The organism is Streptomyces sp. NPDC050610, assembly GCF_040654875.1.
In the GTDB taxonomy this organism is placed as follows: Bacteria; Actinomycetota; Actinomycetes; order Streptomycetales; family Streptomycetaceae; genus Streptomyces.
The window spans coordinates 99737-122694 of the sequence record NZ_JBFAIV010000023.1 but is presented as its reverse complement, the minus strand read 5'-3'; the positions used below and the strand labels follow the sequence as shown (position 1 = coordinate 122694).

The 22958-nt window shown below is 71.8% G+C and carries 21 protein-coding genes; 11 read left to right on the top strand and 10 right to left on the bottom strand.

Features of this window, described 5'->3' with window-relative positions; genetic code table 11:
- Positions 1 to 141: 141 nt before the first annotated feature.
- From AB0I22_RS26370 to AB0I22_RS26360, 3 genes are all read left to right on the top strand, one after another.
- A complete protein-coding gene (locus tag AB0I22_RS26370) occupies positions 142 to 1251 on the top strand; it encodes an S-adenosylmethionine:tRNA ribosyltransferase-isomerase (protein WP_363133383.1) in 1110 nt (369 codons plus the stop codon).
- 32 nt (positions 1252 to 1283) lie between these two features.
- Positions 1284 to 1985 (top strand): nitroreductase family protein, encoded by a 702-nt coding sequence (locus tag AB0I22_RS26365; protein ID WP_363133382.1) that lies wholly within the window; start codon positions 1284 to 1286, stop codon positions 1983 to 1985.
- Positions 1986 to 2301: 316 nt separating this feature from the next.
- A complete protein-coding gene (locus AB0I22_RS26360; RefSeq protein WP_363133381.1) occupies positions 2302 to 3042 on the top strand; it encodes a transglycosylase SLT domain-containing protein in 741 nt (246 codons plus the stop codon).
- A 254-nt stretch (positions 3043 to 3296) separates the two neighbouring features.
- Here AB0I22_RS26360 and AB0I22_RS26355 read toward each other — a convergent pair whose 3' ends face one another.
- Positions 3297 to 5981 carry an FHA domain-containing protein gene (locus AB0I22_RS26355; RefSeq protein ID WP_363133380.1) on the bottom strand — a complete coding sequence of 895 codons (2685 nt, stop codon included), beginning with the start codon at positions 5979 to 5981 and terminating at the stop codon, positions 3297 to 3299.
- 222 nt (positions 5982 to 6203) lie between these two features.
- Here AB0I22_RS26355 and AB0I22_RS26350 point away from each other — a divergent pair, with 222 nt between their 5' ends.
- Both AB0I22_RS26350 and serB read left to right on the top strand, forming a co-directional pair.
- Positions 6204 to 8582 carry a streptophobe family protein gene (locus tag AB0I22_RS26350; protein WP_363133379.1) on the top strand — a complete coding sequence of 793 codons (2379 nt, stop codon included), beginning with the start codon at positions 6204 to 6206 and terminating at the stop codon, positions 8580 to 8582.
- Between the two features lie 412 nt (positions 8583 to 8994).
- Positions 8995 to 10245: a phosphoserine phosphatase SerB gene (serB, locus tag AB0I22_RS26345; protein ID WP_363133378.1), complete on the top strand. Its 1251-nt coding sequence runs from the start codon at positions 8995 to 8997 to the stop codon at positions 10243 to 10245.
- 100 nt (positions 10246 to 10345) lie between these two features.
- Here serB and AB0I22_RS26340 read toward each other — a convergent pair whose 3' ends face one another.
- The 4 genes from AB0I22_RS26340 to AB0I22_RS26325 form a co-directional block, all read right to left on the bottom strand.
- Positions 10346 to 10855, bottom strand: a complete 510-nt coding sequence (locus AB0I22_RS26340) for a histidine phosphatase family protein (RefSeq protein WP_363133377.1) — start codon at positions 10853 to 10855, stop codon at positions 10346 to 10348.
- Between the two features lie 493 nt (positions 10856 to 11348).
- The gene (locus AB0I22_RS26335; RefSeq protein WP_363133376.1) at positions 11349 to 11555 is read right to left on the bottom strand and encodes a hypothetical protein; all 207 of its coding nucleotides are present in this window, start codon (positions 11553 to 11555) and stop codon (positions 11349 to 11351) included.
- Positions 11556 to 11766: 211 nt separating this feature from the next.
- Positions 11767 to 11883 (bottom strand): SGM_5486 family transporter-associated protein, encoded by a 117-nt coding sequence (locus AB0I22_RS26330; RefSeq protein ID WP_363133375.1) that lies wholly within the window; start codon positions 11881 to 11883, stop codon positions 11767 to 11769.
- Between the two features lie 147 nt (positions 11884 to 12030).
- Positions 12031 to 13269 carry an MFS transporter gene (locus AB0I22_RS26325; RefSeq protein WP_363133374.1) on the bottom strand — a complete coding sequence of 413 codons (1239 nt, stop codon included), beginning with the start codon at positions 13267 to 13269 and terminating at the stop codon, positions 12031 to 12033.
- Positions 13270 to 13503: 234 nt separating this feature from the next.
- Between AB0I22_RS26325 and AB0I22_RS26320 the strand changes: the two genes are divergently transcribed.
- The gene (locus AB0I22_RS26320; protein WP_363133373.1) at positions 13504 to 14187 is read left to right on the top strand and encodes an FCD domain-containing protein; all 684 of its coding nucleotides are present in this window, start codon (positions 13504 to 13506) and stop codon (positions 14185 to 14187) included.
- Between the two features lie 62 nt (positions 14188 to 14249).
- On the opposite strand, the gene AB0I22_RS26315 is transcribed toward AB0I22_RS26320, so the two are convergent.
- The 3 genes from AB0I22_RS26315 to fabG all read right to left on the bottom strand — a co-directional run bounded on the left by AB0I22_RS26315 (position 14250) and on the right by fabG (position 16384).
- On the bottom strand, positions 14250 to 14711 hold the full coding sequence (locus AB0I22_RS26315; protein WP_363133372.1) for a hypothetical protein: 462 nt from the start codon (positions 14709 to 14711) through the stop codon (positions 14250 to 14252).
- A 192-nt stretch (positions 14712 to 14903) separates the two neighbouring features.
- Positions 14904 to 15674, bottom strand: a complete 771-nt coding sequence (gene fabI / locus AB0I22_RS26310; RefSeq protein ID WP_363133371.1) for an enoyl-ACP reductase FabI — start codon at positions 15672 to 15674, stop codon at positions 14904 to 14906.
- A gap of 5 nt (positions 15675 to 15679) precedes the next feature.
- Positions 15680 to 16384: a 3-oxoacyl-[acyl-carrier-protein] reductase gene (fabG, locus tag AB0I22_RS26305; protein ID WP_363133370.1), complete on the bottom strand. Its 705-nt coding sequence runs from the start codon at positions 16382 to 16384 to the stop codon at positions 15680 to 15682.
- 369 nt (positions 16385 to 16753) lie between these two features.
- On the opposite strand from fabG, the gene AB0I22_RS26300 reads away from it, so the two are divergent.
- The 4 genes from AB0I22_RS26300 to AB0I22_RS26285 all read left to right on the top strand — a co-directional run bounded on the left by AB0I22_RS26300 (position 16754) and on the right by AB0I22_RS26285 (position 18742).
- Complete coding sequence (locus AB0I22_RS26300; RefSeq protein ID WP_363133369.1) at positions 16754 to 17053, top strand: hypothetical protein; 300 nt, start codon at positions 16754 to 16756, stop codon at positions 17051 to 17053.
- The gene (locus tag AB0I22_RS26295) at positions 17050 to 17553 is read left to right on the top strand and encodes a hypothetical protein (RefSeq protein ID WP_363133368.1); all 504 of its coding nucleotides are present in this window, start codon (positions 17050 to 17052) and stop codon (positions 17551 to 17553) included. The genes AB0I22_RS26300 and AB0I22_RS26295 overlap by 4 nt, the downstream gene beginning before the upstream one ends.
- A 95-nt stretch (positions 17554 to 17648) precedes the next feature.
- Positions 17649 to 18521, top strand: coding sequence for a helix-turn-helix transcriptional regulator (locus tag AB0I22_RS26290; RefSeq protein ID WP_363133367.1), 873 nt, complete (start codon positions 17649 to 17651; stop codon positions 18519 to 18521).
- Positions 18518 to 18742 carry a DUF397 domain-containing protein gene (locus AB0I22_RS26285; protein ID WP_363133366.1) on the top strand — a complete coding sequence of 75 codons (225 nt, stop codon included), beginning with the start codon at positions 18518 to 18520 and terminating at the stop codon, positions 18740 to 18742. Before AB0I22_RS26290 ends, AB0I22_RS26285 begins: the two co-directional genes overlap by 4 nt.
- 143 nt (positions 18743 to 18885) lie before the next feature.
- Here the strand turns inward: AB0I22_RS26285 and AB0I22_RS26280 are convergent, their stop codons facing one another.
- Together AB0I22_RS26280 and AB0I22_RS26275 are read right to left on the bottom strand one after the other, a co-directional pair.
- The gene (locus AB0I22_RS26280) at positions 18886 to 20049 is read right to left on the bottom strand and encodes a prolyl oligopeptidase family serine peptidase (protein ID WP_363133365.1); all 1164 of its coding nucleotides are present in this window, start codon (positions 20047 to 20049) and stop codon (positions 18886 to 18888) included.
- A 65-nt stretch (positions 20050 to 20114) separates the two neighbouring features.
- Positions 20115 to 21068 (bottom strand): AraC family transcriptional regulator ligand-binding domain-containing protein, encoded by a 954-nt coding sequence (locus tag AB0I22_RS26275; RefSeq protein ID WP_363133364.1) that lies wholly within the window; start codon positions 21066 to 21068, stop codon positions 20115 to 20117.
- Positions 21069 to 21416: 348 nt separating this feature from the next.
- On the opposite strand from AB0I22_RS26275, the gene AB0I22_RS26270 reads away from it, so the two are divergent.
- Positions 21417 to 22958, top strand: coding sequence for a TldD/PmbA family protein (locus tag AB0I22_RS26270; RefSeq protein WP_363133363.1), 1542 nt, complete (start codon positions 21417 to 21419; stop codon positions 22956 to 22958).

Here is a 22958-nt window from a genome sequence, read left to right as displayed (position 1 = left end):
GCCCGAGGCCGGACGCCAGCCCGAGGCCGGACGCCAGCCCGAGATCGGACACGAGCCCGAGGCCGGACGCCAGCCCGAGGCCGGACGCCAGCCCGAGATCGGACACGAGCCCGAGATCGGACACGAGCCCGAGGTCGGGCGATGAAGGCGGTGGATCCGCGCGAGGTGCTGCGCGTGCCCGAGGAGCTGTCGGCGCGGGTTCCGGCCGAGCAGCGCGGCCCGGGGCTGCGCCGGGACGACGTACGGCTGCTGGTGAGCGGCCGGGGCGGTGTCTCGCACCACGCCTTCCGCGAGCTGCCCGAGCTGCTGCGGGCCGGGGACGTCCTGGTGGTGAACACCTCGCGGACGCTGCCCGCCGCGGTGGACGGCCGGCTGGGCGAGGAGCCCGTAGTGGTGCACTTCTCGACGCGGGCGGACGACGGCCGCTGGTCGGTGGAGGTGCGCCGGCCGGACGGACACGGCACGACGCGGCGGCGTACGGGCGACCTGACGTGGGCGGCGGTGACGCTGCCGGGCGGGCTGCGGCTCGTACTGGAGGGGCCGGTGGACCCGACGGGCGACCGGCTGTGGTGGGCGCGGCCGTCCGCGGCCGTGGGCGTGGGCGTGGGCATAGGGGCGGACTCGGGGGCGGACGCGGAGGCGGTGCTGCACCGGTACGGCCGGCCGATCCGCTACCGCTATACGGAGCGGGATCAGCCGCTCTCCGCGTACCAGAGCGTCTTCGCCGTGCCCGACCCCGACGGCCACGGCTCCGCGGAGATGCCGAGCGCGGCCCGCCCGTTCACCGCGCGCCTGGTGGCGCGGCTGGTGAGCCGGGGTGTGCAGGTCGCTCCGGTGTCGTTGCATACGGGCGTGGCGTCGGGCGAGGCGCACGAGCCGCCGTATCCGGAGCGGTTCGCGGTGCCGCCGTCGACGGCGTGGCTGGTGAACGCGGCGCGGGCGGGCGGCGGGCGGATCGTGGCGGTGGGCACGACGGCGGTACGGGCGCTGGAGTCGGCGGCCGGTCCGGGAGGGCCCGGCGGCGTGGTGCGGGCCGCGGCGGGGTGGACGGATCTCGTCGTGACGCCGGAGCGCGGAGTGCGGGCGGTGGACGGGCTGTTGACGGGGCTGCATGAACCGGAGGCGTCGCATCTGCTGATGCTGGAGGCGCTGACGGGTCGGGAATTGCTTTGCAGTAGCTATGCGGAGGCTATCGAACAAGGCTATCTATGGCATGAGTTCGGGGATGTTCACCTGATGCTGCCCCATTGATGATCAGCCCTGCGGGGATCAGACTCTGGGTCATGCCTACACCGACGAGGAATTGGATCCCGACGCACGGCGCCCCCTACCGGACGGTGCCCTACCGGCCGGCCCGGATGCCCGCCGCCGAGTCCCTCGCCCGCGCCGCCGAGCTGCGGGCGCGGATGGACGAGCGGCGGACCGTACGGCAGTTCTCGACCGACGCGGTGCCGGAGCAGGTGGTGAAGGACGCCATCGCCTGCGCGGCCACCGCGCCGTCCGGCGCGCATCAGCAGCCCTGGACCTTCGTGCTGGTGAAGGACGCCGAGGTGCGACGGCGCATCCGCCGGGCGGCGGAGGAGGAAGAGCACCTCTCCTATGAGGGGCGGCTCGGCGAGGAGTGGCTGGCGGCGCTGCGCCCGCTGGGCACGGACGAGGTGAAAACGCACCTCACGGACGCCCCGGCGCTGATCGTCGTGTTCCAGCAGCGGTACTGGCTGGGGCCGGACGGCGCCAAGCGCAAGCACTATTACGTGGACGAGTCGGTCGGCATCGCGGTGGGGATGCTGCTCTCCGCGCTGCATCTGTCGGGGCTGGCGGCGCTGGTGCACACGCCGAGCCCGATGCGCTTCCTGGGCGAGGTGCTGGGCCGCCCGGTGAACGAGAAGGCGTTCGCGGTGATCCCCGTCGGCTACCCGGCGGCGGACTGCGAGGTACCGGACCTGGTCCGCAAGTCCTTGGACCAGGTGATGGTCGAGCTCTGAGGCACACGCTCCGCAGTCATACGCGCACACCGGGCGAGCCGAGGGGGCGCCCGGTGTGAGCCCGCACATAGGGCGCACGTCACTTACGAGCCGGAGTAGTGGATGCATAACGGGGTTGCGAACGGGTATGCGGCGCGTTCGCACTGACCCGAACACCCCCTTCTTCCACGAAGCCGGGTAGTACGTCACACCTTTGCCACAGCTTTTTGCGGCCGCTAACAATTGCCGAGTCGCAGGGCGCCGTCGATCGAGAAGCGGCGTTCCCCGCGCCGATCCGGCCACTGCGACTCAAGCGATTGGAAGAGGTCACCCCCGCATGCCCGTCCCCACCATTCCTGGCTACAGCCGTCTCTCCAAGGTCCACAAGTTCTCCGTCGCCGGCATCGCGGCCGCCGGTGTCGCCGCCGTGACCTTCGCGGCTGTGCCCGGTTCGGCCGAGGCCAACGGCGACACCCAGTCGATCGCGGTCAAGCCCGTCGCGCAGGACTCCACCACGTTCGGCACCAAGATCCAGCAGGAAGCGCTGACCAAGCAGTCCGGCACCGTCGCCGCGCAGGCCAAGACCGAGGCGCGGGCGAAGGCCGCCGACACCAAGAAGAAGGCCGAGGCCGCCGCCAAGAAGGCCGGCGTCGACGCCAAGGCGAAGGCCGACAAGGACCGCTCCGGCAAGACCGCCGCGAACCGCTCCGAGAAGCGCGCCGCCGCTCCCGCCCCCAAGACCGCCGCGCCCCAGTACGGCGACAACCTCGACGGCTGGATCCGCCAGTCGCTCGACATCATGCACTCGCAGGGCATACCCGGCAGCTACGACGGCATCAAGCGCAACATCATGCGCGAGTCGACGGGCAACCCGCAGGCCATCAACGACTACGACTCGAACGCCGTCGCGGGCATCCCGTCCAAGGGCCTGCTGCAGGTCATCGACCCGACGTTCAAGCAGTACCACGTCAACGGCACGTCCTGGGACATCTACGACCCGGTCGCCAACATCACCGCCGCCTGCAAGTACGCGGCAGCCAACTACGGCTCGATGGACAACGTGAACTCGGCCTACTGAGCCGGCTGATTCCCGGCTCCTCGGCTTCCCGGCTTCCCGGCCCGCTGAGCCGGGCCGGCATCATCAGGCCGCGGCCATACGCCGAAGGGCGGCCGCACCCCGTGGTGGGTGCGGCCGCCCTTCGGCGTGCGTGCGGTGCGTACGACCGTACGGGCGCGGGTCCGGTACGTATCCGTACGGGCTCGGGTCCGGCGGCCGTCCGTACGGGCTCGGGCTGGGTACGTGTCCGTACGAGCGCCGGCCCGGCGTGACCGCTAGCGCATGACCTCCGGCTCATGGCGGCGCAGCAGTCTGGCGACCGCGAAGCCGCAGACGACGCCGAGGGCGATGAGCACGGCCATGTCCAGGCCCCAGACCGCCGCGGAGTGCTCCCACAGCGGGTCGAGGTTGGTCGGGTCGCCCTTGTCCATCGGGGCCATGATGTGCGAGAGGTCCAGCGTCGCGCCCGCGGCGCCGACCGCCCAGCGGGACGGCATCAGCCAGGCGACCTGCTCGACGCCGGGCGAGTCGTAGATCTTGAACATGATGCCGGTGAACACGACCTGGACGATCGCGAACATCACCAGCAGCGGCATCGTCTTCTCGGCGGTCTTGACCAGCGAGGAGATGACGAGGCCGATCATCATCGAGGTGAAGCCGAGGGCGATGACGACCAGGCACAGCTCCACGGCCGGGAGGCCGGCCAGGACGACGCCCTCCTTCGGCAGCTCGCGGATCGAGAAGCCGATCCCGCAGAGGATGACGCCCTGGATCGCGGTGATCACGCCGAGGACGATCACCTTGGACATCAGGTAGGCGGAGCGGGACAGGCCGACGGCCCGCTCCCGTTCGTAGATCACCCGTTCCTTGATCAGCTCGCGGACGGAGTTGGCGGCGCCCGAGAAGCACATGCCGACCGCGAGGATCAGCAGGATGGTGCCCGCGTCCTGGTTGAAGTGGCCCTTCGTCGGTGCGCCCAGTCCGAAGTCGGAGGGGATCACGCAGCTCACGCCGCCGAGCACGGCGGGCAGGATCAGCATCAGCCCCATGAAGCCGCGGTCGGAGGCGATGACCGAGGTGTAGCGGCGCATCAGGGTCCAGAGCTGGGAGCCCCAGCTCTGCGGCTTGGGTACGCGGGCCGGCGGCTGCGCGTGCTGCGCGTACGCCTGCTGGGGTGCGGCGGCGTCGAGGTCGGCGGCGTACATCTGGTAGTGCTGCGAGCCGCGCCAGCGGCCCGACCAGTCGTAGTCGCGGTAGTTCTCGAAGGCGGAGAAGACATCGGCCCAGGTGCCGTAGCCGAAGAAGTTCAGCGCCTCGTCGGGCGGGCCGAAGTAGGCGACCGAGCCGCCCGGGGCCATCACCAGGAGTTTGTCGCAGATGGCGAGCTCGGCCACGGAGTGGGTGACGACCAGGACGGTGCGGCCGTCGTCGGCGAGGCCGCGCAGCAGCTGCATGACGTCGCGGTCCATGCCCGGGTCGAGGCCGGAGGTCGGCTCGTCCAGGAAGATCAGCGACGGCTTGGTGAGCAGCTCCAGGGCGACCGAGACGCGCTTGCGCTGGCCGCCGGAGAGGGAGTGGACCTTTTTGTCGGCGTGGATGTCGAGCTTGAGCTCGCGCAGCACCTCGCCTATCCGGGCCTCGCGCTCGTTCTCGGCGGTGTCGCCGGGGAAGCGGAGCTTGGCGGCGTACCGCAGCGCTTTTCGGACACTGAGCTCCTTGTGCAGGATGTCGTCCTGCGGGACCAGGCCGATGCGCTGGCGTAGCTCGGCGAACTGCTTGTAGAGGTTCCGGTTGTCGTAGAGGACCTCGCCGTGGTCGGCCGGGCGGTAGCCGGTGAGCGCGCGCAGCAGGGTGGACTTGCCGGAGCCCGACGGGCCGATGACCGCGATCAGCGATTTCTCGGGGACGCCGAAGGAGACGTCCTTGAGGATGGTCTTGTTCTCGGCGACCGTGACCGTCAGATGGCGGGCCGAGAAGGAGACCTCGCCGGTGTCGACGAATTCCTCCAGCCGGTCGCCGACCAATCGGAACGTGGAATGGCCGACTCCGACGATGTCGTTCGGGCCGATGATCTGATGACGGACCGGCTGGCCATTGACATAGGTGCCGTTGTGGCTGCCGAGGTCGACGATTTCGAAGCGGCCATCCGGGGCGGCCTTGAATTCGGCGTGATAACGGGAGACCTGAAGGTCGGAGACGACCAGTTCATTCTCCAGCGCACGGCCGATGCGCATCACCCGGCCCAGCGCCAGCTGGTGGAAGGTGGTGGGGCTGCGGTCGCCGTGGGCCGGCATGGCCGGCCGGCCGGCCATGCCCGGCGGCGGCTGTTGTTGCTGCTGCTGCTGCTGCGCGGGGATGTAGGCCTGCTGCTGATGGTGCCCCTGCGGCTGGTGCGGCTGCTGGTGATGCGCCTGCTGCCAGTCGGCCTGCGGCTGTGCGGGCTGCTGGTACGGCGCGGACTGCTGGTGCCGCGCGGGCGGCTGGGCCCAGCCGGGGCCGGGCTGCTGGTGCTGCGGCGCCGGGGCCTGAACCCCCTGTATCCCCTGCGCCCCCGGCGCGACCTGCGGCGGTGCGACCTGCGGCGGTGCGGCGTTCGCCGGCTGCGCCGCGCTCGCCGGCTGCCCGCCGGGAAGTCCCGCGCCCGGGGCGGCCGCGGCCGCGATGGAGAGGATCAGCTGCGGGCCGTCGGTCGCGTTGCCGAGGTGGACGGTCGAGCCGGGGCCGATCTCCATCTGCTGGACGCGCTGGCCCTGCACGTACGTGCCGTTGGTACTCCCATGGTCTTCGATGACCCAACTGCGGCCGTCCCAGCGGACGGTGGCGTGCCGCCATGAGACGCGGGCGTCCTCGATCGCCATGTCCCCCTGCGGATCCCGTCCGAGGGTATATGACCTGGATGGATCGAGTGTCCAGGTCTGTCCGTTCAATTCCAGTACGAGTTCCCGCACTCCATGCCCCACTACTTGTCCCCCGAATTACCCCCCACGACAGGGAGTCTAGGGATGGCGAACATCGGGAGGAACTATTTCAGGGACAGTCCCTCATCTGAAAGTCGGGATTGATCAGGACCCCGTAACAGGGGCCCGTTGACGCAACCGGAACACCCTCGGAGAGTAGTAACCGCCCCCGGATACGCACGGAACGCGTGTATCCGGGCAACTGGTGTGGAACGGGGGGCCGTGATGACCAGCAGCAGCGACAGGCGAACGGTGCGCGCAGCGGAGCTCGCCCTGACCTCCGTAGCGGCGGTGAGCTGGGCCTTCCTGGCCATGGCCGCGGTCGCGGCGCTCGGGTTGAAGCTGCTCGGGGCAGACGGCACGGGCCGGCTCGGCCCGATGACGGCGGCCGCCGTGGTGCTCGCCGTCGGCGGATCCGTCACCCCTTCCGGGGATCTCAAGGCCTTCGGCCTGGAGGGCGCGCAGGCGCGTACCGCCATCGATATCGCGCCACTGGGGGTGAGCCTGGTGGGCGCGCTCGTCCTCGGCTGGATATTCCTGCGGTCGCTACGGGCCGCCGGCCGCACGATCCGGGGTACGGAGCTGGCGGCGCGGGTGGCGACCGTGGCCGCGCTCTTCCTCGTCCTGCTCGGCGTGCTCACCTGGGCCGGTTCGGACACCATCACGATCGACGGTTCCGAGCTGGGCCTCGACAAGATCGGCGGCGGGCGCACGGGCGTCGAGATCCCGGGCGTCGGCGACCTCGGGGACCTCGGCGGCCGGCTCACGAACGGGCTCGCCGACCTCGCGAACGCCAAGGCCGCCGTCGGCTTCAGCGTACGGACCGGGGCCTCGCTGCTCGGGGGCGCGCTGTGGGTGCTCGCGGTGCTGCTGATCGCGGTGCTCACCTCGCGCGGCACGCCGCTGCCGCGCGGCTGGGAGGCGCTGCACCGGACCGTACGGCCGGCGGCGTCGGCGCTGCGCGCGGCCCTGGTGCTCGCGGTCTGCGCGGGGCTCGCGGCGGCCGTGTACGCGGCGATCGGCGACGACCATCCGCGCCGGGTGCTCGGCTCCGCCGTGCTCGCGGCGCCGAACGGGGTCTGGCTGGGCCTCCCGATCGGGCTCTTCGTGCCGTGGCACGGCAGGGCCGGCGGCGCGCTGGTACGGCTGCTGCCCGACCCGCTCGACAAGCTGCTCGGCTCGAAGACGGACGAAGCGGTGACGGTGGGGCGGCTGGCCGAGCTGGACGGGCGGGTGTGGCTGCTGGTTCTCGCGTGCGTGCTGACGATGCTCGCCACGGGGCTGCTCGCGGCGGCCCGTACGCCCCGGAACGGGCTGAAGCCGCTCGCCTACGCGGGCCGGCTGGCGGTGTGGCTGGGCGCGGTGACGGCGCTCACGCTGCCGCTGCTGGTGTGGCTCACGCGGGTGAAGGCGGACGCGAGCCTGTCCGTGCTGGGCTTCGACGCGTTCGGGGCCGGGCTCGACCTGCACGGACACGCGCTTGCCGCGCTGCTGCTGGGCGCGGCCTGGGGAGCCGCGGCCGGGGCCTTCGGGGGGCTGCTGGCGTGCGCGACGGGGGCCGCGGGGCGGCGGGCGGCCCCGTACGCGCGGGGGCGGGGCGGCGACGGGCCGGGCCTCGACCATTCCCGCACCTACCCGAACCTGGCGTACGAGCCGGGCCCCTACAACCCCTCCCCCGCCTACCGCCCACTCGACGAGACGAACCCCTACCTGCGCCCCGCCCAAGACGACCCGTACACAACCCCGACCCGAACCGCCGCCCCCAAACCACCCCACGCCGACGCCCTCCGAGAGAGGACCCGCCTCCCCCGCCACCACCGCCTCCGGCACCGGGCCGCCCGCAGGGACCTGGGCCTCGGGGCTGAGGGCGGGGTGGCCTCTCGGCCGCCGACTGCGGCTCTGGGGTCGGCTCCCGGCCGGAAGGGCCGTGCCCGGTGGGCGGACCGGCGCTCCGCGAGGCGACTCCCGCCGCGCTGGCCGGGTGCCGCGACAGCTTGCGGCTCGCGGCAGTACCGGCGGTACCAACACCGACACCGGTACGGGCACCGGTCCACCCGGAGAAGCTTGAGCTTCGGGGCTGAAAGCGGGCGCGGCGGCCCGGCCGCCGGTGGCGGCTCTGGGAGCCGTTCCCGCCCGGTCGATCCGGGGGCCGTCACACGCGGGACCAACACCGGCAGGGCACCGGTCCGCCCTGGCCAAGCAGGTGCCTCGGGGCTAAGGGCGGGGCGCGTCGTCCGGGCCCGCCGCTGGCGGCTCTGGACCCGGTTCCCGGCCGGAAAAGGTCGGTTCGCCGAGCCGGCCGGCCGCCGAACGACGGGCGGGCGGGCACCGGGCACCAGGACGCGTATGGGGTGTGTCCCGGCGGCATCGGCCCGCCGACACGACAGCCTGCGGCTCACCACAACACCGGCGGTATCGCACCGACACCGATCGGCCGGACGAGCCAGGGCCTCGGGACTGAGGCGGGGGCGTCGCCCAGGCCCTCGCCTACGGCTCTTGGAACCGACTCCCGACCGGAAGGGGGCAGTCCGCCGCCTCACGAAGCGGTTCCCGCCGGGCCGGCCGGGCGCCGCGACAGCCTGCGGCTCGCGGCGGCGCCAGTAAAAGCACGGCACCGGCGCGACTGGCCGAGCAGGATGCCTCGGGGCTGAGAGCGAGCGCGCCGCCCTGGCGCCGTCGGCGGCGCTTCGACCGGCTCCCGGCCGGAAGAGCCGTGCCCGGTGGGCGGACCGGCGCCCCGCGAGGCGATTCCCACTCGGCCAGTCGGTCACCGAACGGCGGGCCGGCGGCACCGGCAGCGTCAGCACCGACACCCTCAGCATGCCGTCGTGCCCTTCGGCCGGGCCGCCTTCCGACGTTCGCCGGGGCCCTCCGGGCGGGCCGTGGCAACGGCCCAGCGGCGGCCCGGCGAGGGCCCGGCAGTGCTCCCGGACCGCAGCCCGCGGCAGCGCCCGGCGTCCCAGCACACGGGACACATGTACGGTTCCCGCGCGCCGCCCGATACCGTATGAGCACCATGAGCGCATCGCAGACTCCGCCCGTCTCCGGCGTCCCCGCCGTCTCCGGTCTCACCGGGGACGACTCCCCCACCCTCCTCGTCAAGATCTTCGGCAAGGACCGGCCCGGCATCACCGCCGGGCTCTTCGACACCCTGGCCGCCTGGTCGGTGGATGTCATAGACATCGAGCAGGTCGTCACCCGAGGCCGGATCGTGCTGTGTGCACTGATCACCGCCCCCGTCGGCAGCGGCGCCACCGAGGGCGAGCTGCGGGCCACCGTGCACAGCTGGGCCGAGTCGCTGCATCTCCAGGCCGAGATCATCTCGGGCCGGGGCGACAACCGGCCCCGCGGTACGGGCCGTTCGCATGTCACCGTGCTGGGCCATCCGCTGACCGCCGAGTCGACGGCGGCCATCGCCGCCCGTATCACCGGTACCGGCGGCAACATCGACCGTATCTTCCGGCTCGCCAAGTACCCCGTCACGGCCGTCGAGTTCGCCGTCTCGGGCGCGGAGACCGCCGTGCTGCGGACCGCGCTCGCCACCGAGGCGGCGCGGCTCGGCGTGGACGTGGCCGTCGTGGCGTCCGGCCTCCAGCGGCGGGCGCAGCGGCTCGTGGTGATGGATGTGGACTCGACCCTCATCCAGGACGAGGTCATCGAGCTGTTCGCGGCGCACGCGGGCTGCGAGGCCGAGGTCGCCGAGGTGACCGCCCAGGCGATGCGCGGCGAACTGGACTTCGCGCAGTCGCTGCACGCGCGGGTCGCGCTGCTGGCGGGGCTGGACGAGTCCGTGGTGGACAAGGTGCGCGCGGAGGTCCGCCTCACGCCCGGGGCCCGTACCCTCATCCGCACCCTCAAGCGGCTCGGCTACCAGGTCGGGGTCGTCTCCGGCGGCTTCACCCAGGTCACCGACGACCTCCAGGAGCGACTGGGGCTGGACTTCGCCTCCGCCAACACCCTTGAGGTGGCGGACGGAAAGCTGACCGGCCGCGTCACCGGGGAGATCGTGGACCGGGCGGGCAAGGCCCGGCTGCTGCGCCGGTTCGCCGAGGAGGCGAGAGTGCCGCTCGATCAGACCGTGGCGATCGGGGACGGCGCGAACGATCTGGACATGCTCAACGCGGCCGGTCTCGGCGTCGCGTTCAACGCGAAGCCGGTGGTGCGGCAGGCCGCGCACACCGCCGTGAACGTGCCCTTCCTGGACACGGTCCTGTATCTGCTCGGCATCACCCGCGAAGAGGTCGAGGCGGCCGACACCCACGAGTGAGCGCCGCCCCGGCGCGGGCGGCCACGGACCACGTACGGACAAGAGCCCCGGAGCCGAGATCGGCTCCGGGGCTCGGTGCGCTGACGAGCCGGCGGTTCGGCTACTCGTGCGGGGCCCAGAATTCGACCAGGCGGCCGACGCCGTGCTCGACGCCCTTCCAGGAACCGTCGAAGGCGATCACCGCGATGGAGGCGGTCGGAAAGCCGGTGCGGTTCATCCGGGGCAGCAGGTCGCCCTCGGCCTCGCCCGCGAGGGCGTCCGCCAAGGCGTGCATGCCGGGGTTGTGGCCGACGAGCAGCAGGTCGCGCACGTCGTCGGGGGTCTCGTTGAGTACGGCGATGAGTTCGCCCAGGCCGGCTTCGTACAGCCGGTCCTCGTAGACGGTCTTGGGGCGCTGCGGCAGCTCGTGGACCGCGAGCTTCCAGGTCTCGCGGGTACGGGCCGCGGTCGAGCAGAGGGCCAGGTCCGGCACGATGCCCGCGTCGGCGAGGCGGCGTCCGGCGATCGGCGCGTCCTTGCGGCCGCGCTCCGCGAGCGGACGTTCGTGGTCGTCCACGTCGGGCCAGTCGGCCTTGGCGTGCCGGAGAATGACGATCCTGCGGGATTCCATGGCTTGGGGGGTCGTACCCCGGGAAGATGCGGCGGCGCTCATACCTCCAGCTTCGCATGAAACCGTCGGTGAGGCGCGGGGTGTTGAAAGCCTCGTTCACCACGGCGGTACGCCGCGGACCGGGCCGCGTCGGCCGGCGCCGGGCTGCCCGAGGGCGTACGGGGCGGCGGTCACTCACCGGGTGGTGGGCGGTCCGCCGGCAGCGCGCCGGTCGGCGCGAGGGCGCGGCTCATATCGACCGCGTCGAAGCCGTTCGCGGCGGCTCGGGCACGGGGCGGATCGCCCGCTCGGGCGGCGGAGGCCCGCAGGGGAGGCAGGGGACAGGGGCCTGCTGCCGGGGACGGCTCGGGCCGGGGGCGCCATGCCCGTACGGCTCGGAGCTGCGCGACTCTTTACGGCCGGTGCGTGCGGCTGGCGCGTGCGAATGGTGTGTACGGCCGGGTGCGTACGAGCGTGGCCTACGCCCCATGCGTACGACCGACGTGTACGACTGTCACGACAGCAAGCCGCCGAGGAAGTGCCTCAGCACCTCCAGCGCGTGCGCGGCCGAGGCGGAGCTCACCGAGTCCGCGGCGGCGGGCGAGATCATCAGCGCGAACAGCACGACGAAGGCGACCGCGGGCAGCACCAGGGCCCACCAGGGCAGCCGCGTCTGCGCGGTACGGGGAGCAGGGACGTGCAGGTGCGTGTCGGCGGACACGTGGATCGCCTCCGAGCGGTTCGATCGGGCACCGCCGGTTCGCGGTGTACATCAAACCTATGGAGCGGAGACCGTCCGCCCCATCCGGTGACCCACCCACTTCTCCCTGACCCACCTCCCCTAGGGGTGGTGGGGTTAGCCCCACCATCGGGACCGACCGCGGCGGTCAAAGGCGCGGTCAGGGGGCGCGGTCAAAGGCCAGGGGCCGGGGTCAGGGGGCCGCGAGGGAGGCGACGACCGCGATGACGACGGTGATGGCGAGCATGACGCCGAGGATGGTCAGCAGGGTCTTCTGACCGTTCTTGGGGTTCTCATCGAGCACGGGCATGGAGCAAGTCTCCCACCCCGCCCGGCGGCCGCGCCGCGGGGTCCGGCCCTCACGCCGGGGCCCGTTGGGCCTGTCCGGTCGCGCCTGGGCGGCGGACCCGCGTACCTGCCCGCCGGGCCCGCGCGCCCGCCCCCTCAGACCTCGCCCTCAGACCTCGTCCTCGATGACGCGGTCGCGGCCCGCCAGTATCCCGGCGAAGACCTGAGGCACCAGGAGGGCCGCCATCAGCGCGATCGGCTGCCCCCAGCCGCCGCTGTGCTGGTAGAGCACACCGACGAGCAGCGGACCGGGGATGGCGATGAGATAGCCGGTGCTCTGCGCGAAGGCGGAGAGCCGGATCACGCCCGCGCTGGTCCGCGCCCGCATCCCGATCATCGTCAGGGCCAGCGGGAAGGCGGAGTTGGCGACGCCGATCAGCAGCGCCCACGCCCAGGCGCCGCCGGCCGGAGCGAGGTAGAGCCCGGCGTAGCCGGTGAGGCCGAAGACGCCGAGGAGCACGACGAGCGGGCTCTGGCTGCGCAGCCGGGCGGCTACGCGCGGCAGCACGAAGGAGAGCGGCACGCTCACCAGCATGACCACGGCCAGCAGCACGCCAGAGGTGGAGGCGGACATCCCCGCGTCGCGGAAGATCTGCGGCATCCAGCCCATGGTGATGTACGCGCCGGTGGCCTGGAGGCCGAAGAAGACGGTCATGGCCCAGGCGGTGGCGGAGCGGGTGATGGGGGCGCGGGGCCCGTCCGGCGCGGCGCCCGTTCCCCCGCCGGACGCGGCGTGCGGCTCGCTCCGGTGCGTACGGTCGCGGGCGACGGCCGCCCAGGGCACCACCGCGATCGCGGCGAGCACGGCCCACACGCCGAGCCCGACGCGCCAACTGCCGCCCAGCGCGTGGGTCATGGGCACGGTCGCGGCGGCGGCCGCCGCGGTGCCCAGTGCCATCGCCATGGAGTAGACGCCCGTCGTCGAGCCGACCCGGTCGGGGAAGTACCGCTTGACGATCACCGGCATCAGGATGTTGGAGACGGCTATGCCGGCCAGCGCGAGGGCGCTCGCGGCCAGGAAGGCGGCCGTGCCGCCGGCGAACGGCCGCAGGACGAGGCCCGCGGCGATGGCCGCCATGCCCGCGCAGACGACGGTGCCGGGGCCCCACCGGCGCGCGAGCCGGGGCGCGGCGAAGCCGAAGACGGCGAAGCACAGGGCGGGCACCGAGGTGAGCAGTCCGGCGACGGCGCCGCTCATGCCGAGGCCGGTGCGTACCTCTTTGAGGAGGGGTCCGAGGCTGGTGACGGCGGGGCGGAGGTTGAGGGCGGCGAGGACCAGCCCGGCGAGCACCAGGGGGCGCAGCCACCGCGAGACGACACCACCGGAGCCGTCCAGCGCCTCGGGCATCTCAGGTGCATCAGGTATCTCGGATGCCGCAGGTATCTCGTGCGCATCATCGGACGCCTTCGGTATCCCGGAAGACTCCGCTGTCCCGGGAGTTTCGTGGCCGCGGTCCGCCGCGCCGGGGCTGCTTGTCATAACCTCTTCATCTGCCATTGGTCCATCATAGAATCATGGGATGAATGGCTGTCCAGATTTTCATGAGGTGGATCACCTCCACCGTTCACACTCAGGAGCCGCATGCCACTGACCTCGCCCCGGCGCTCCGCCCTCGTCGACCAGGTGATCGCCGGGCTCCGGACCCAGATCACCTCCGGCGAGTGGCCCGTCGGCTCCCGCATCCCGACCGAGCCCGAGCTGGTCGAACAGCTCGGTGTGGCCCGTAACACCGTCCGGGAGGCGGTGCGCGCGCTCGCGCACAACGGCCTGCTGGACATCCGGCAGGGCTCGGGCACGTACGTCGTCGCCACCAGCGAGCTGGCCGGGGTGATGCACCGCCGCTTCGCGGGCTCCGATCCGGAGCACGTCGCGGAGTTGCGCGGCGCGCTGGAGACCAGGGCCGCCGCGCTGGCGGCGCTGCGGCGCACCGAGGCGGACCTGCGGCAGTTGGAGGCGCTGCTCGACCGGCGCGAACGAGCGTGGGAGTCGGGGGACGCGGAGCTGTTCGTGGAGGCGGACGCCACCCTGCACGCGGCCGTCGTGGCCGCCGCGCACAACGAGGTCATGAGCGCGGTGTACGCGGACCTCGGCGGGGTGGTGCGCGGCTTCCTGCGCTCGGGTCTCGGCACGGAACTGCGGCCGGAGGCCCGGATGGACCACTCCCGGCTGGTCGCCGCGATCCGCGCGGGCGACAGCGAGAAGGCGGAGACCGAGGCGGCGGCGCACAACTTCGACTGCCGTCCGGCGCGCTGCACCCGGAGTTGACGGGCGGAGCTGATGCACGGAACTCACAGGCGGAAGGAGCGGCCTCGGGGGCCCGTCGTCCCTCAGTGATGGGTCACCCAGGCCGCGCGTATCTCCTTCCAGCAGCGCCCGGCGAGCGAGACGTGCTGGGCGGGGCCGACGGCGGTGTTCGCGCCGTCCATGTCGGGGTCCCACCAGCGGGCGCACTCGATGTGCAGCTGCACGCGGTCCGCGAAGGAGTTGGGGTTGAAGCAGTCGGCGGCGGCGTGCGAGCCGCGTATCTCGGCGCGGCACCGCGTCTCGGGCCGGTCCGGGGACGGCGACGGCTGTTCGGCCCGTACGAACGCGGAGCGCTCGGCCTCGGCTCGTACGAGCGGTACGTGCTCGGCCCGTACGTACGGAACACGCTCAACCCGTATGTCCCGTACGTCCCGTACGTCCCGTACGTGCGGAACGCGCTCGGCCGGGGCGGCGGGCGGCGGGGCCGCGAAGCCGAGACCGGCGGCGGTCAGGACGGCCGCGGCCAGGCGGCGGGGCATGCGCATGGCGGCACCTCCTCGGCCGTACCGCGGCGGTCTGCCGCGGCTGCACCACAAGGGGAACGCCCTTCCACAGTGCCCGGCGGAGCCGCCCGGCCGCCCGGCCTGCTGGACCGAACGGGCGACGCCCCGGCCCCCGCGCGCTGCGGGTTCCGGGGCGTCGTCGCGTACGTACGGCTCCGCGCGAGTCCTGAGGGCTCAGGCCCCCATCATGTGCACGCCGCCGTCCACGTGGACGATCTCGCCCGTGGTCCGCGGGAAGAAGTCCGAGAGCAGGCCGACGACGCCGCGGCCGGCGGGCTCCGGGTCGGCGAGGTCCCAGCCGATGGGCGCGCGGTGGTTCCAGACGTCCGCGAGCTCCTCGAAGCCGGGGATGGACTTGGCGGCCATCGACTTGATGGGGCCGGCCGAGACCAGGTTGCAGCGGATCTTCTTGGCGCCCAGGTCCCGCGCGAGGTAGCGGTTGGTGGACTCCAGGGCCGCCTTGGCCACGCCCATCCAGTCGTACTTCGGCCAGGCGAACTGCGCATCGAAGGTGAGGCCGACGACCGAGCCGCCATGCTCCATGAGCGGCAGGCAGGCCATGGTCAGGGACTTCAGCGAGTACGCCGAGACGTGCACCGCGGTCGAGACGTCCTCCCAGCTCGCCTCCAGGAAGTTGAAGGCGCCCTGCGGGCCGAAGGCGATGGAGTGCACGATGCCGTCGAGGCCCGCGTCGTCGCCCTGGAGCTCGCGGACCTTGTCGGCCAACCCGTCGAGGTGCTCCTGGTTGGTGACGTCCAGCTCGATGACCGGGGCCGGCTTGGGCAGCCGCTTGGCGATGCGCTCGACGAGGGAGAGCCGGCCGAAGCCCGTGAGGATCACCTCGGCGCCCTCGTTCTGGGCGACCTTGGCGGCCTGGAAGGCGATCGAGGACTCCGTGAGGACGCCCGTCACCAGAATGCGCTTGCCTGCGAGGATTCCGCTCATGCTGATCAGTGACCCATGCCCAATCCGCCGTCGACAGGAATGACGGCTCCAGTGATGTATGCGGCCTCGTCCGAGGCGAGGAAGCGGACCGAGGCGGCGACCTCGGCCGGCTCCGCGTAACGCCCGAGCGGGACCTGCCCGACGATGCCCTTGCGCTGCTCGTCGGTGAGTACGCGCGTCATGTCGGTGTCGACGAAGCCGGGGGCGACGACGTTGACGGTGATGTTCCGGGAGCCCAGCTCACGGGCGAGGGAACGGGCGAAGCCGACCAGTCCGGCCTTGGAGGCGGCGTAGTTGGCCTGCCCCGCCGACCCCATCAGCCCCACGACGGAGGAGATGAGCACGACCCGGCCCTTGCGGGCGCGGAGCATGGCCTTCGAGGCGCGCTTGACCACCCGGAAGGTGCCGGTGAGGTTGGTCTCGACGACCGACGCGAAGTCGTCCTCGGACATCCGCAGCAGCAGCTGGTCGCGGGTGACGCCGGCGTTGGCCACCAGCACCTCGACCGCGCCCTGCTTCTCCTCGATCTCCTTGTACGCCTGCTCGACCTGCTCGGGGTCCGTGATGTCGCACTTCACGGCCAGGAACCCGGCCGGCGGCTCACCGGAGCGGTAGGTGATGGCGACCTTGTCGCCTGCGTCGGCGAAGGCCCGGGCGATGGCGAGGCCGATGCCCCGGTTGCCTCCGGTGACGAGAACCGAGCGGCTCAACGGATCACCCTTTCGTAGGTGGTGCTGGATACACCGAACGTATAGGTCCGCGTCGCCGAAAAGAGAATCGAGCTTCGACAGGGGCGAGTGGCGGACCCTGTCGGGTCTCTACAGAAGGGGACACGGACGGCATCGGGCGCCAGGGGCCGCAGGGTTGCCGGGCCGTGTTCGCTCCACGGCTTCTCTCCGTGCGATCCATGCGATTCAGGCATGGGAGGAGCGGCACCAGCCTGGCCTCAAGATCCACTGCGCGAAGCCGCCGGCGCGAAGCCGCCGGCGCGAAGCCGCCGGCGCGGACCCGCGCCGGCGGGCGACATCGCCCCGCCAGACGCCGACAGAGGCGTAACACGGCGTGCTACGGTCGGCTGTATGGCCACCAGGGAACGCTTCAGCGTCAGCATGGACCCGGCTGTCCGCGCATCGGTGAAGGAGCACGCCGACGCCATGGGGCTCGACGTGTCCTCGTACGTCACCGCCGCCGTGCTGCGTCAGATGACAGAGGACGCGGTCGTCACCCGCCGTTTCGCGGAAACGGACGCCGCGGTCAGCGCCACAGAGGCCCTGCCGGCCCCCGAGGGCGCCGGTCCGGAGTTCGATGAGGCCGAGCTGTCGGCGGCTCGGGCCGGGATCGCCGAGGCCCTCGCCGCCGAGGCCCGGGACGCGGCGTGAAAACACCGGTCTTCGTCTATGACGCGGGGATGCTCATCGCCCTGGACCGCCGGGAGAAGTCCGCCCACATCCTGCACACGATCCTGACCGAGGAGGGGCACCCGCCCGTCGTACCGCTCCCCGTCCTGGCACAGGCATGGCGCCCTGGGCGGTGGACTCCGCTGACCCGCGCGGTGACGCAGTGCGTCGTCTTCGGCACTCGTAACGCGGCACAGCCCGCGTGCGGCGTCTGCCAGGCGGGGCACACGGAGGACGACGCGAAACGCGCCGGACACCTGCTGGCCTCGGCGTCGATTCCGCGGGAGAAGCGGCCCGACGCCGTCGACGCGCTCCTCGTGGTCGTCGCCGCCCGACACCCGTCCGCGGTCATCATCACCTCGGACCCCCACGACATCGTGGCGTACCGCGACGCACTCACCGGTTCCGTGGACGACTGCGTCCGCGTGCTCCCCGCACCGGACATCGCCGGATTCATCGCGGGCAAGCGCGTCGTGCGATAGCCCCGACCCACTGCTTCGCAAGCTTGTCACCCGAATTGATGGATCGAGAGTTCGTTCCATCGACTTGCAGTTAAGGCGGCTGCAACACTCCAGCCATGCCAAACGTTCGCCCCACGCCCACCGTCCGCCGCCGACGGCTCGGCGAAGCTCTCAGGCGGTACCGGAACTCCGCTGGTCTGACCCTCGATACGGCCGCCGAGGAACTGGGGTGGATCGGCCCGAAGCTCTCCCGCATCGAGACCGCGAATGGGCACATCCGGCCGGAGGACGTATCAGCACTCCTCGCGTTGTACGGGGTGGAAGACCCGGAAGTGTTCGCCGCGTTGGAGGCGCTGGCGAAAGACGCGCGCAAGCAGGGCTGGTGGCAGACGTACAGCGGGGTGGTGGCACCCGCGTACGCGGACTACATCTCGTTGGAGTTCGACGCGGACAGCGTGCGCGAGTTCGCCCCGCTGCTGGTGCCCGGACTGCTCCAGACCGCCGCTTACGCCCGGGAGACCATCGGGGCCGGCGCCATGACGCGCACTCCGGAGGAAGTGGCGGCGCTGGCCGAGGTCCGTCAGGCCCGTCAGGCCGTACTCACCCGCCCCGACGGGCCGTTGCGGATGTGGGCGGTCATCAATGAAGCGGTCCTGCACCAACGCTTCGCCGTCCGGCCGACGACCATGCGGGAGCAGTTGCGGCGGCTGCTCGACGTTTCCGAAATGCCCAACGTGACCTTGCAGGTCATGCCGTTGGACGCGCCCCCTCACCCCGGCAACGCGGGCAGTTTCAGCCTGGTGGGCCTCCCGGGCCCCATGCCCGACGTAGTACTTCTGGAGAACCTCATCGGGGCGTCCTACGCTGAGGGCACCGACGAAGTCCAGACCTTCGCCGATGCCTTCGAACGCATCGTCGCCGCTGCCCTGCCGATGGATGATTCGTTGGCTCTGATCGCACAGATGGAAGAAAGAAGCCGCGATAAGTGAATGTCGAACGCGAGGCAGAGTCCTACGCCTTCGACCTCTCAGCAGCCGCCTGGCACAAATCCTCCGCCAGCGGTCCGGAGAACAACTGCGTCGAGATCACCGACCTGCCCGGCGGGGCAGTCGCCATACGCGACTCCAAAGACACCGGTCGCGATCCTCTGCGGTTCAACGCCTCAGAATGGGCCGCCTTCCGCAACGGCGTCATATCCGGGGAACTCTGACCCCACAACACGACCGTCAAAGGCCGCCACACCCGCAGCGTGCAACCGGAGGCTACGGCCCCCGCCGAGGCGGGCAACGCATCGCGCAGCGCCTGGCGACAGGAACCGCACCTCACCACCGTGGCGCGAACAGCGCCCGGTATTCAGCCGCGTCGGCTGAAGACACCGTCCAGCCAGTCGCAGACTTCCTGGGCCAGGCGAGTGGGGTTGTTGGCCTGGCAGTGCGCGTCCGCGCCGGTGGACGCGTCGAGTTCGAGCAGTGTCTTGTCCGCGACGGGGAGGCCGTCGTGCCAGCGGCGGGTCTGGTCGATGAAGCCGGGCCCTTCGCTGCTGCCCGCGATGGACAGGAAGGCGCAGTCGACCCCGGACGGATCGGCCCGGAAGGTGGCGAAGAGTTCGGCCAGTTCTGCCGCCGTGGTCAGGCCGGAGCGCCACAGGTACATGAGGAAGCCGGCGTGTACCGCGCCACCGGTGGCGGCCATGGCTTCGAGCGCCTCGACGGGAAGCATGCTGCCGCCGTCGTAGAGCGGGGTGCTGGCGACGCAGGCGGCGACGCGGCGTTCGGTCATCACGGCGCGACTGACCATGTAGCCGCCGGCGCTCATGCCCAGGAGGGCCAGGCTCGCGGGGTCCGTGCCGTAGGCGTCGACGAGGTGGTCGACGGCCGCTCCGACGGGCCGTTCCGCCTCGCTCATCAGGTGCAGACCCCGCAGCGGGGTGGTGCCCTGGCCGGGCAGGTCCACCATCACCGCGGTGTAGCCGCGCCGCCACGCGTTCAGTCCGATGAGGTGGAACACGTCCTCCCGGCAGGTGTCGAGGCCGCCGAACAGCAGCAGTGTCGGGGCCCCGGGGCCGGCGTCCAGGCGCAGTCCGGGGAGCGACGCGGGCCCGAAGGGCACTTCCAGGTACGTCAGGGGCAGTTCCATCAGCCTCGTGGCGTCGGCGAACGCGCTCTCGAACTTACCGATGAGGGCCTCGAACACGGCAGCGTCCGCGGCGGCGAACTGCCATGCCTGCCGATAGGCGTAGTACGCCTTCATCAGGACCTCGCCGGCGCTGCGCCGCCGCCCTTTCGCCTCCCAGTCCGCGGCCAGGGCACGCTGCGCGTCGCCGTAGGCTTCGAATTCCTTCACCCAGCTCTTCGTATCGCCGTCCTCGATCCGGGAGGCGATGGCGTACAGCTCGCCCGCGTCCGGGCCACCGGTCTTGGCGGCGGCCACGGACATCTGGAACACGTAATCCATGTCGCGGTCGTCGAAACGGTAGTGGATCGCGGCGCTGCTGCGCTGAATCGGCTCATTGCTCATGCACGCCACGCTAAAAGCGGTACGAGCGGTGGCGGGAGGACCGAATCCGCGGGCTCGGGGACCGTTCACGCGGTCGTGCCGCGCCGATAGGCGTCGGGACCGCAATCGTGCCGCCGGTGGAAAGCGCGGCGGAACGCCCGGTCATCGGAATAGCCGAGCCGGGTCGCGATGGCTCTGACCGGCAGCGGGCTGTTGCGCAGCAGATCGACCGCCTGGCTGTCGCGAGCCGCCTCGACCTCGGCCCGCCAGTTGGTTCCGGCTTCCCGCAGGTGCTGCTGCATCATGCGGGGGCTTACCGCCAGGTGCCGGGCGGCGGTGTCGAGCGTGACCGGGCGGTCGGCGAAACCGTCGGCCAGGAAGGCCCGTACCCGGTCGGGCCAGGACTCCGCGGGCAGCCGGCGCCCGTCCGCGTGCCGGCGGAGCATCGCGGCGAGCAGGGGGTCGGCTCCGAGCAGCGGCAGGTCGAGGTCCCGGCGCGTCAGCGTGATCGTGGTCGCCGGGCACCCGAAGTCGACGTCGTCCGCCCCCAGGATCTCGGCGAGCGCGTGGCGCCGTTTCGGGGCCGGGGCCGGCTGCACGAGGCCGAGGTGGGCGGGGCGGATCGGGCGGCCGGTGGCGTGCCGGGCCATGGTCAGATGCCAGCTCAGCGCGTAGGACTCCGCGTGCGGGAAACGGGGGCCGCCCGGCAGCGTCCGTTCGACGACGGCCCCGCTGTCGCCTTGGGCCCACCCGTACGCACCGCCGGTGGCGACTACCGAGATGTACCGGATCGCCGTGTCGAAGGCTGCCTTGAGTGAGTCCGCCGTGAGGAACAGGTAGTCGAACAGGCCCTGCCTGCCGGGCTGGTGATCACGGCCGAAGCGCGCGCCGAACAGGGGGTCGCCCACCGTGTCGGCGGCACGGTCCAGCAGATCCATGCCGAGCCGGCCCTCCACCCAGCCGGCCGGGTCGGTGAGCCGGTCCGTGTCGAGACCGGTTGCGCGGGCCAGTCGGCGGCTGTCGACTCCCGTTCTGGACAACAGGTCCAGGAGGGCCCGGGGCCCGGCTACCGAAATGGTGCCCAAGCTCGATGAAAGCGGCCCGCTGCCACGGGGAGAGTTCGTCGGATCACTCACTGTGCCTTTCACCTCATCGCATGAATGGCGTGCCCCTCACCGCCTTGTCGGGCCATCGTGGTCGAGCCTTTGTGCGGCCGCGAATGTCAGGAAGGCCGTGCCGCCGCGCGTTCTTCCGACGCTACACGCCGTGCGATCAGCCCCGGCGAGAGCTCGGCCGCCGCCGCGCGCCAAGGCCGGTAAACGATAAAGGCGCTGGGCAACGGGGCACCCGAGCGGCATGATGCGCAGGAACCACTACCGGAGGATGCCGTGCCTGCTGCTTCGCCACACTCCATCGACATCGACGCGTCGTTTCTCGCGTTGCCGCTGCGACCGCTGGCCGACGCGGCGCTGGCCCGCGCGCGGGCGCTGGGGGCCGATCACGCCGACTTCCGTTTCGAGCGGGTGCGCAGCGCGTCGTGGCGGCTGCGGGACGCCCGGCCTACGGGGGCCTCGGACAGCACGGATCTGGGGTACGCGGTGCGTGTGGTGCACGGCGGGACGTGGGGGTTCGCGTCCGGGGTGGATCTGACCATGGACGCGGCGGCGCGCGTGGCCGCGCAGGCCGTGGCGATGGCGAAGCTGTCGGCGCGGGTGATCGCGGCGGCGGGCTCCGACGAGCGGGTGGAGCTGGCGGCGGAGCCGGTGCACGGGGAGCGGACGTGGGTCTCCTCGTACGAGATCGATCCGTTCACCGTGCCGGACGCGGAGAAGACGGACCTGCTGGCCGACTGGAGTGCCCGGCTGATGCGCGCGGACGGGGTGGCGCACGCGGACGCGTCGCTGATGACCGTGCACGAGAACAAGTTCTATGCCGATACGGCCGGCACCGTGACGACGCAGCAGCGGGTCCGGCTGCACCCGGAGCTCACGGCCGTCGCGGTGGACCCGGCGAGCGGCGAGTTCGACTCGATGCGGACGATCGCCCCGCCGGTGGGGCGCGGCTGGGAGTACCTGACGGACGGGCGTTACGACTGGGACGCGGAGCTGGCGCGCGTCCCGGAGCTGCTGGCGGAGAAGATGCGCGCCCCGAGCGTCGAGCCCGGCGCGTACGACCTGGTGGTGGACCCGTCGAATCTGTGGCTGACGATCCACGAGTCGATCGGCCACGCCACGGAGCTGGACCGGGCGCTGGGCTACGAGTCGGCGTACGCGGGGACGTCCTTCGCCACCTTCGACCAGCTGGGCAAGCTCAAGTACGGCTCCGAGATCATGAATGTGACCGGCGACCGCACGGTCGAGCATGGGCTGGCCACCGTCGGCTACGACGACGAGGGGGTGGCCGGCCAGTCCTGGGACCTGGTCAGGGACGGCACCCTGGTGGGCTACCAGCTGGACCGGCGGATCGCGAGGCTGACCGGGTTCGAGCGGTCCAACGGGTGCGCGTACGCGGACTCGCCGGGCCATGTGCCCGTACAGCGGATGGCGAACGTCTCGCTGCGGCCCGCGCCGGACGGGCCGTCCACACAGGAGCTGATCTCCGGCGTCGAGCGCGGCATCTACGTGGTGGGCGACCGGTCCTGGTCCATCGACATGCAGCGCTTCAATTTTCAGTTCACCGGGCAGCGCTTCTTCCGCATCGAGCACGGGCGGCTCGCCGGGCAGCTGCGCGATGTCGCCTACCAGGCGTCGACGCCCGAGTTCTGGGGCTCGATGGCGGCGGTCGGCGGCCCGCAGACGTACGTGCTGGGCGGGGCCTTCAACTGCGGCAAGGCGCAGCCGGGCCAGATCGCGGCGGTCTCGCACGGCTGCCCCTCGGCGCTCTTCGAGGACGTCAACATCCTCAACACCACGCAGGAGGCCGACCGATGA

What these genes read in the sequence shown, in the direction of transcription:
- AB0I22_RS26350 (WP_363133379.1), top strand. Translation starts at nt 6,204, where the DNA reads ATGACCAGCAGCAGCGACAGGCGAACGGTGCGCGCAGCGGAGCTCGCC.
- AB0I22_RS26370 (WP_363133383.1), top strand. Translation starts at nt 142, where the DNA reads ATGAAGGCGGTGGATCCGCGCGAGGTGCTGCGCGTGCCCGAGGAGCTG.
- AB0I22_RS26340 (WP_363133377.1), bottom strand. Translation starts at nt 10,855, where the DNA reads ATGGAATCCCGCAGGATCGTCATTCTCCGGCACGCCAAGGCCGACTGG.
- AB0I22_RS26290 (WP_363133367.1), top strand. Translation starts at nt 17,649, where the DNA reads ATGCCAAACGTTCGCCCCACGCCCACCGTCCGCCGCCGACGGCTCGGC.
- AB0I22_RS26320 (WP_363133373.1), top strand. Translation starts at nt 13,504, where the DNA reads ATGCCACTGACCTCGCCCCGGCGCTCCGCCCTCGTCGACCAGGTGATC.
- serB (WP_363133378.1), top strand. Translation starts at nt 8,995, where the DNA reads ATGAGCGCATCGCAGACTCCGCCCGTCTCCGGCGTCCCCGCCGTCTCC.
- AB0I22_RS26315 (WP_363133372.1), bottom strand. Translation starts at nt 14,711, where the DNA reads ATGCGCATGCCCCGCCGCCTGGCCGCGGCCGTCCTGACCGCCGCCGGT.
- AB0I22_RS26330 (WP_363133375.1), bottom strand. Translation starts at nt 11,883, where the DNA reads ATGCCCGTGCTCGATGAGAACCCCAAGAACGGTCAGAAGACCCTGCTG.
- fabI (WP_363133371.1), bottom strand. Translation starts at nt 15,674, where the DNA reads ATGAGCGGAATCCTCGCAGGCAAGCGCATTCTGGTGACGGGCGTCCTC.
- AB0I22_RS26360 (WP_363133381.1), top strand. Translation starts at nt 2,302, where the DNA reads ATGCCCGTCCCCACCATTCCTGGCTACAGCCGTCTCTCCAAGGTCCAC.
- AB0I22_RS26325 (WP_363133374.1), bottom strand. Translation starts at nt 13,269, where the DNA reads ATGCCCGAGGCGCTGGACGGCTCCGGTGGTGTCGTCTCGCGGTGGCTG.
- AB0I22_RS26280 (WP_363133365.1), bottom strand. Translation starts at nt 20,049, where the DNA reads ATGAGCAATGAGCCGATTCAGCGCAGCAGCGCCGCGATCCACTACCGT.
- AB0I22_RS26365 (WP_363133382.1), top strand. Translation starts at nt 1,284, where the DNA reads ATGCCTACACCGACGAGGAATTGGATCCCGACGCACGGCGCCCCCTAC.
- AB0I22_RS26300 (WP_363133369.1), top strand. Translation starts at nt 16,754, where the DNA reads ATGGCCACCAGGGAACGCTTCAGCGTCAGCATGGACCCGGCTGTCCGC.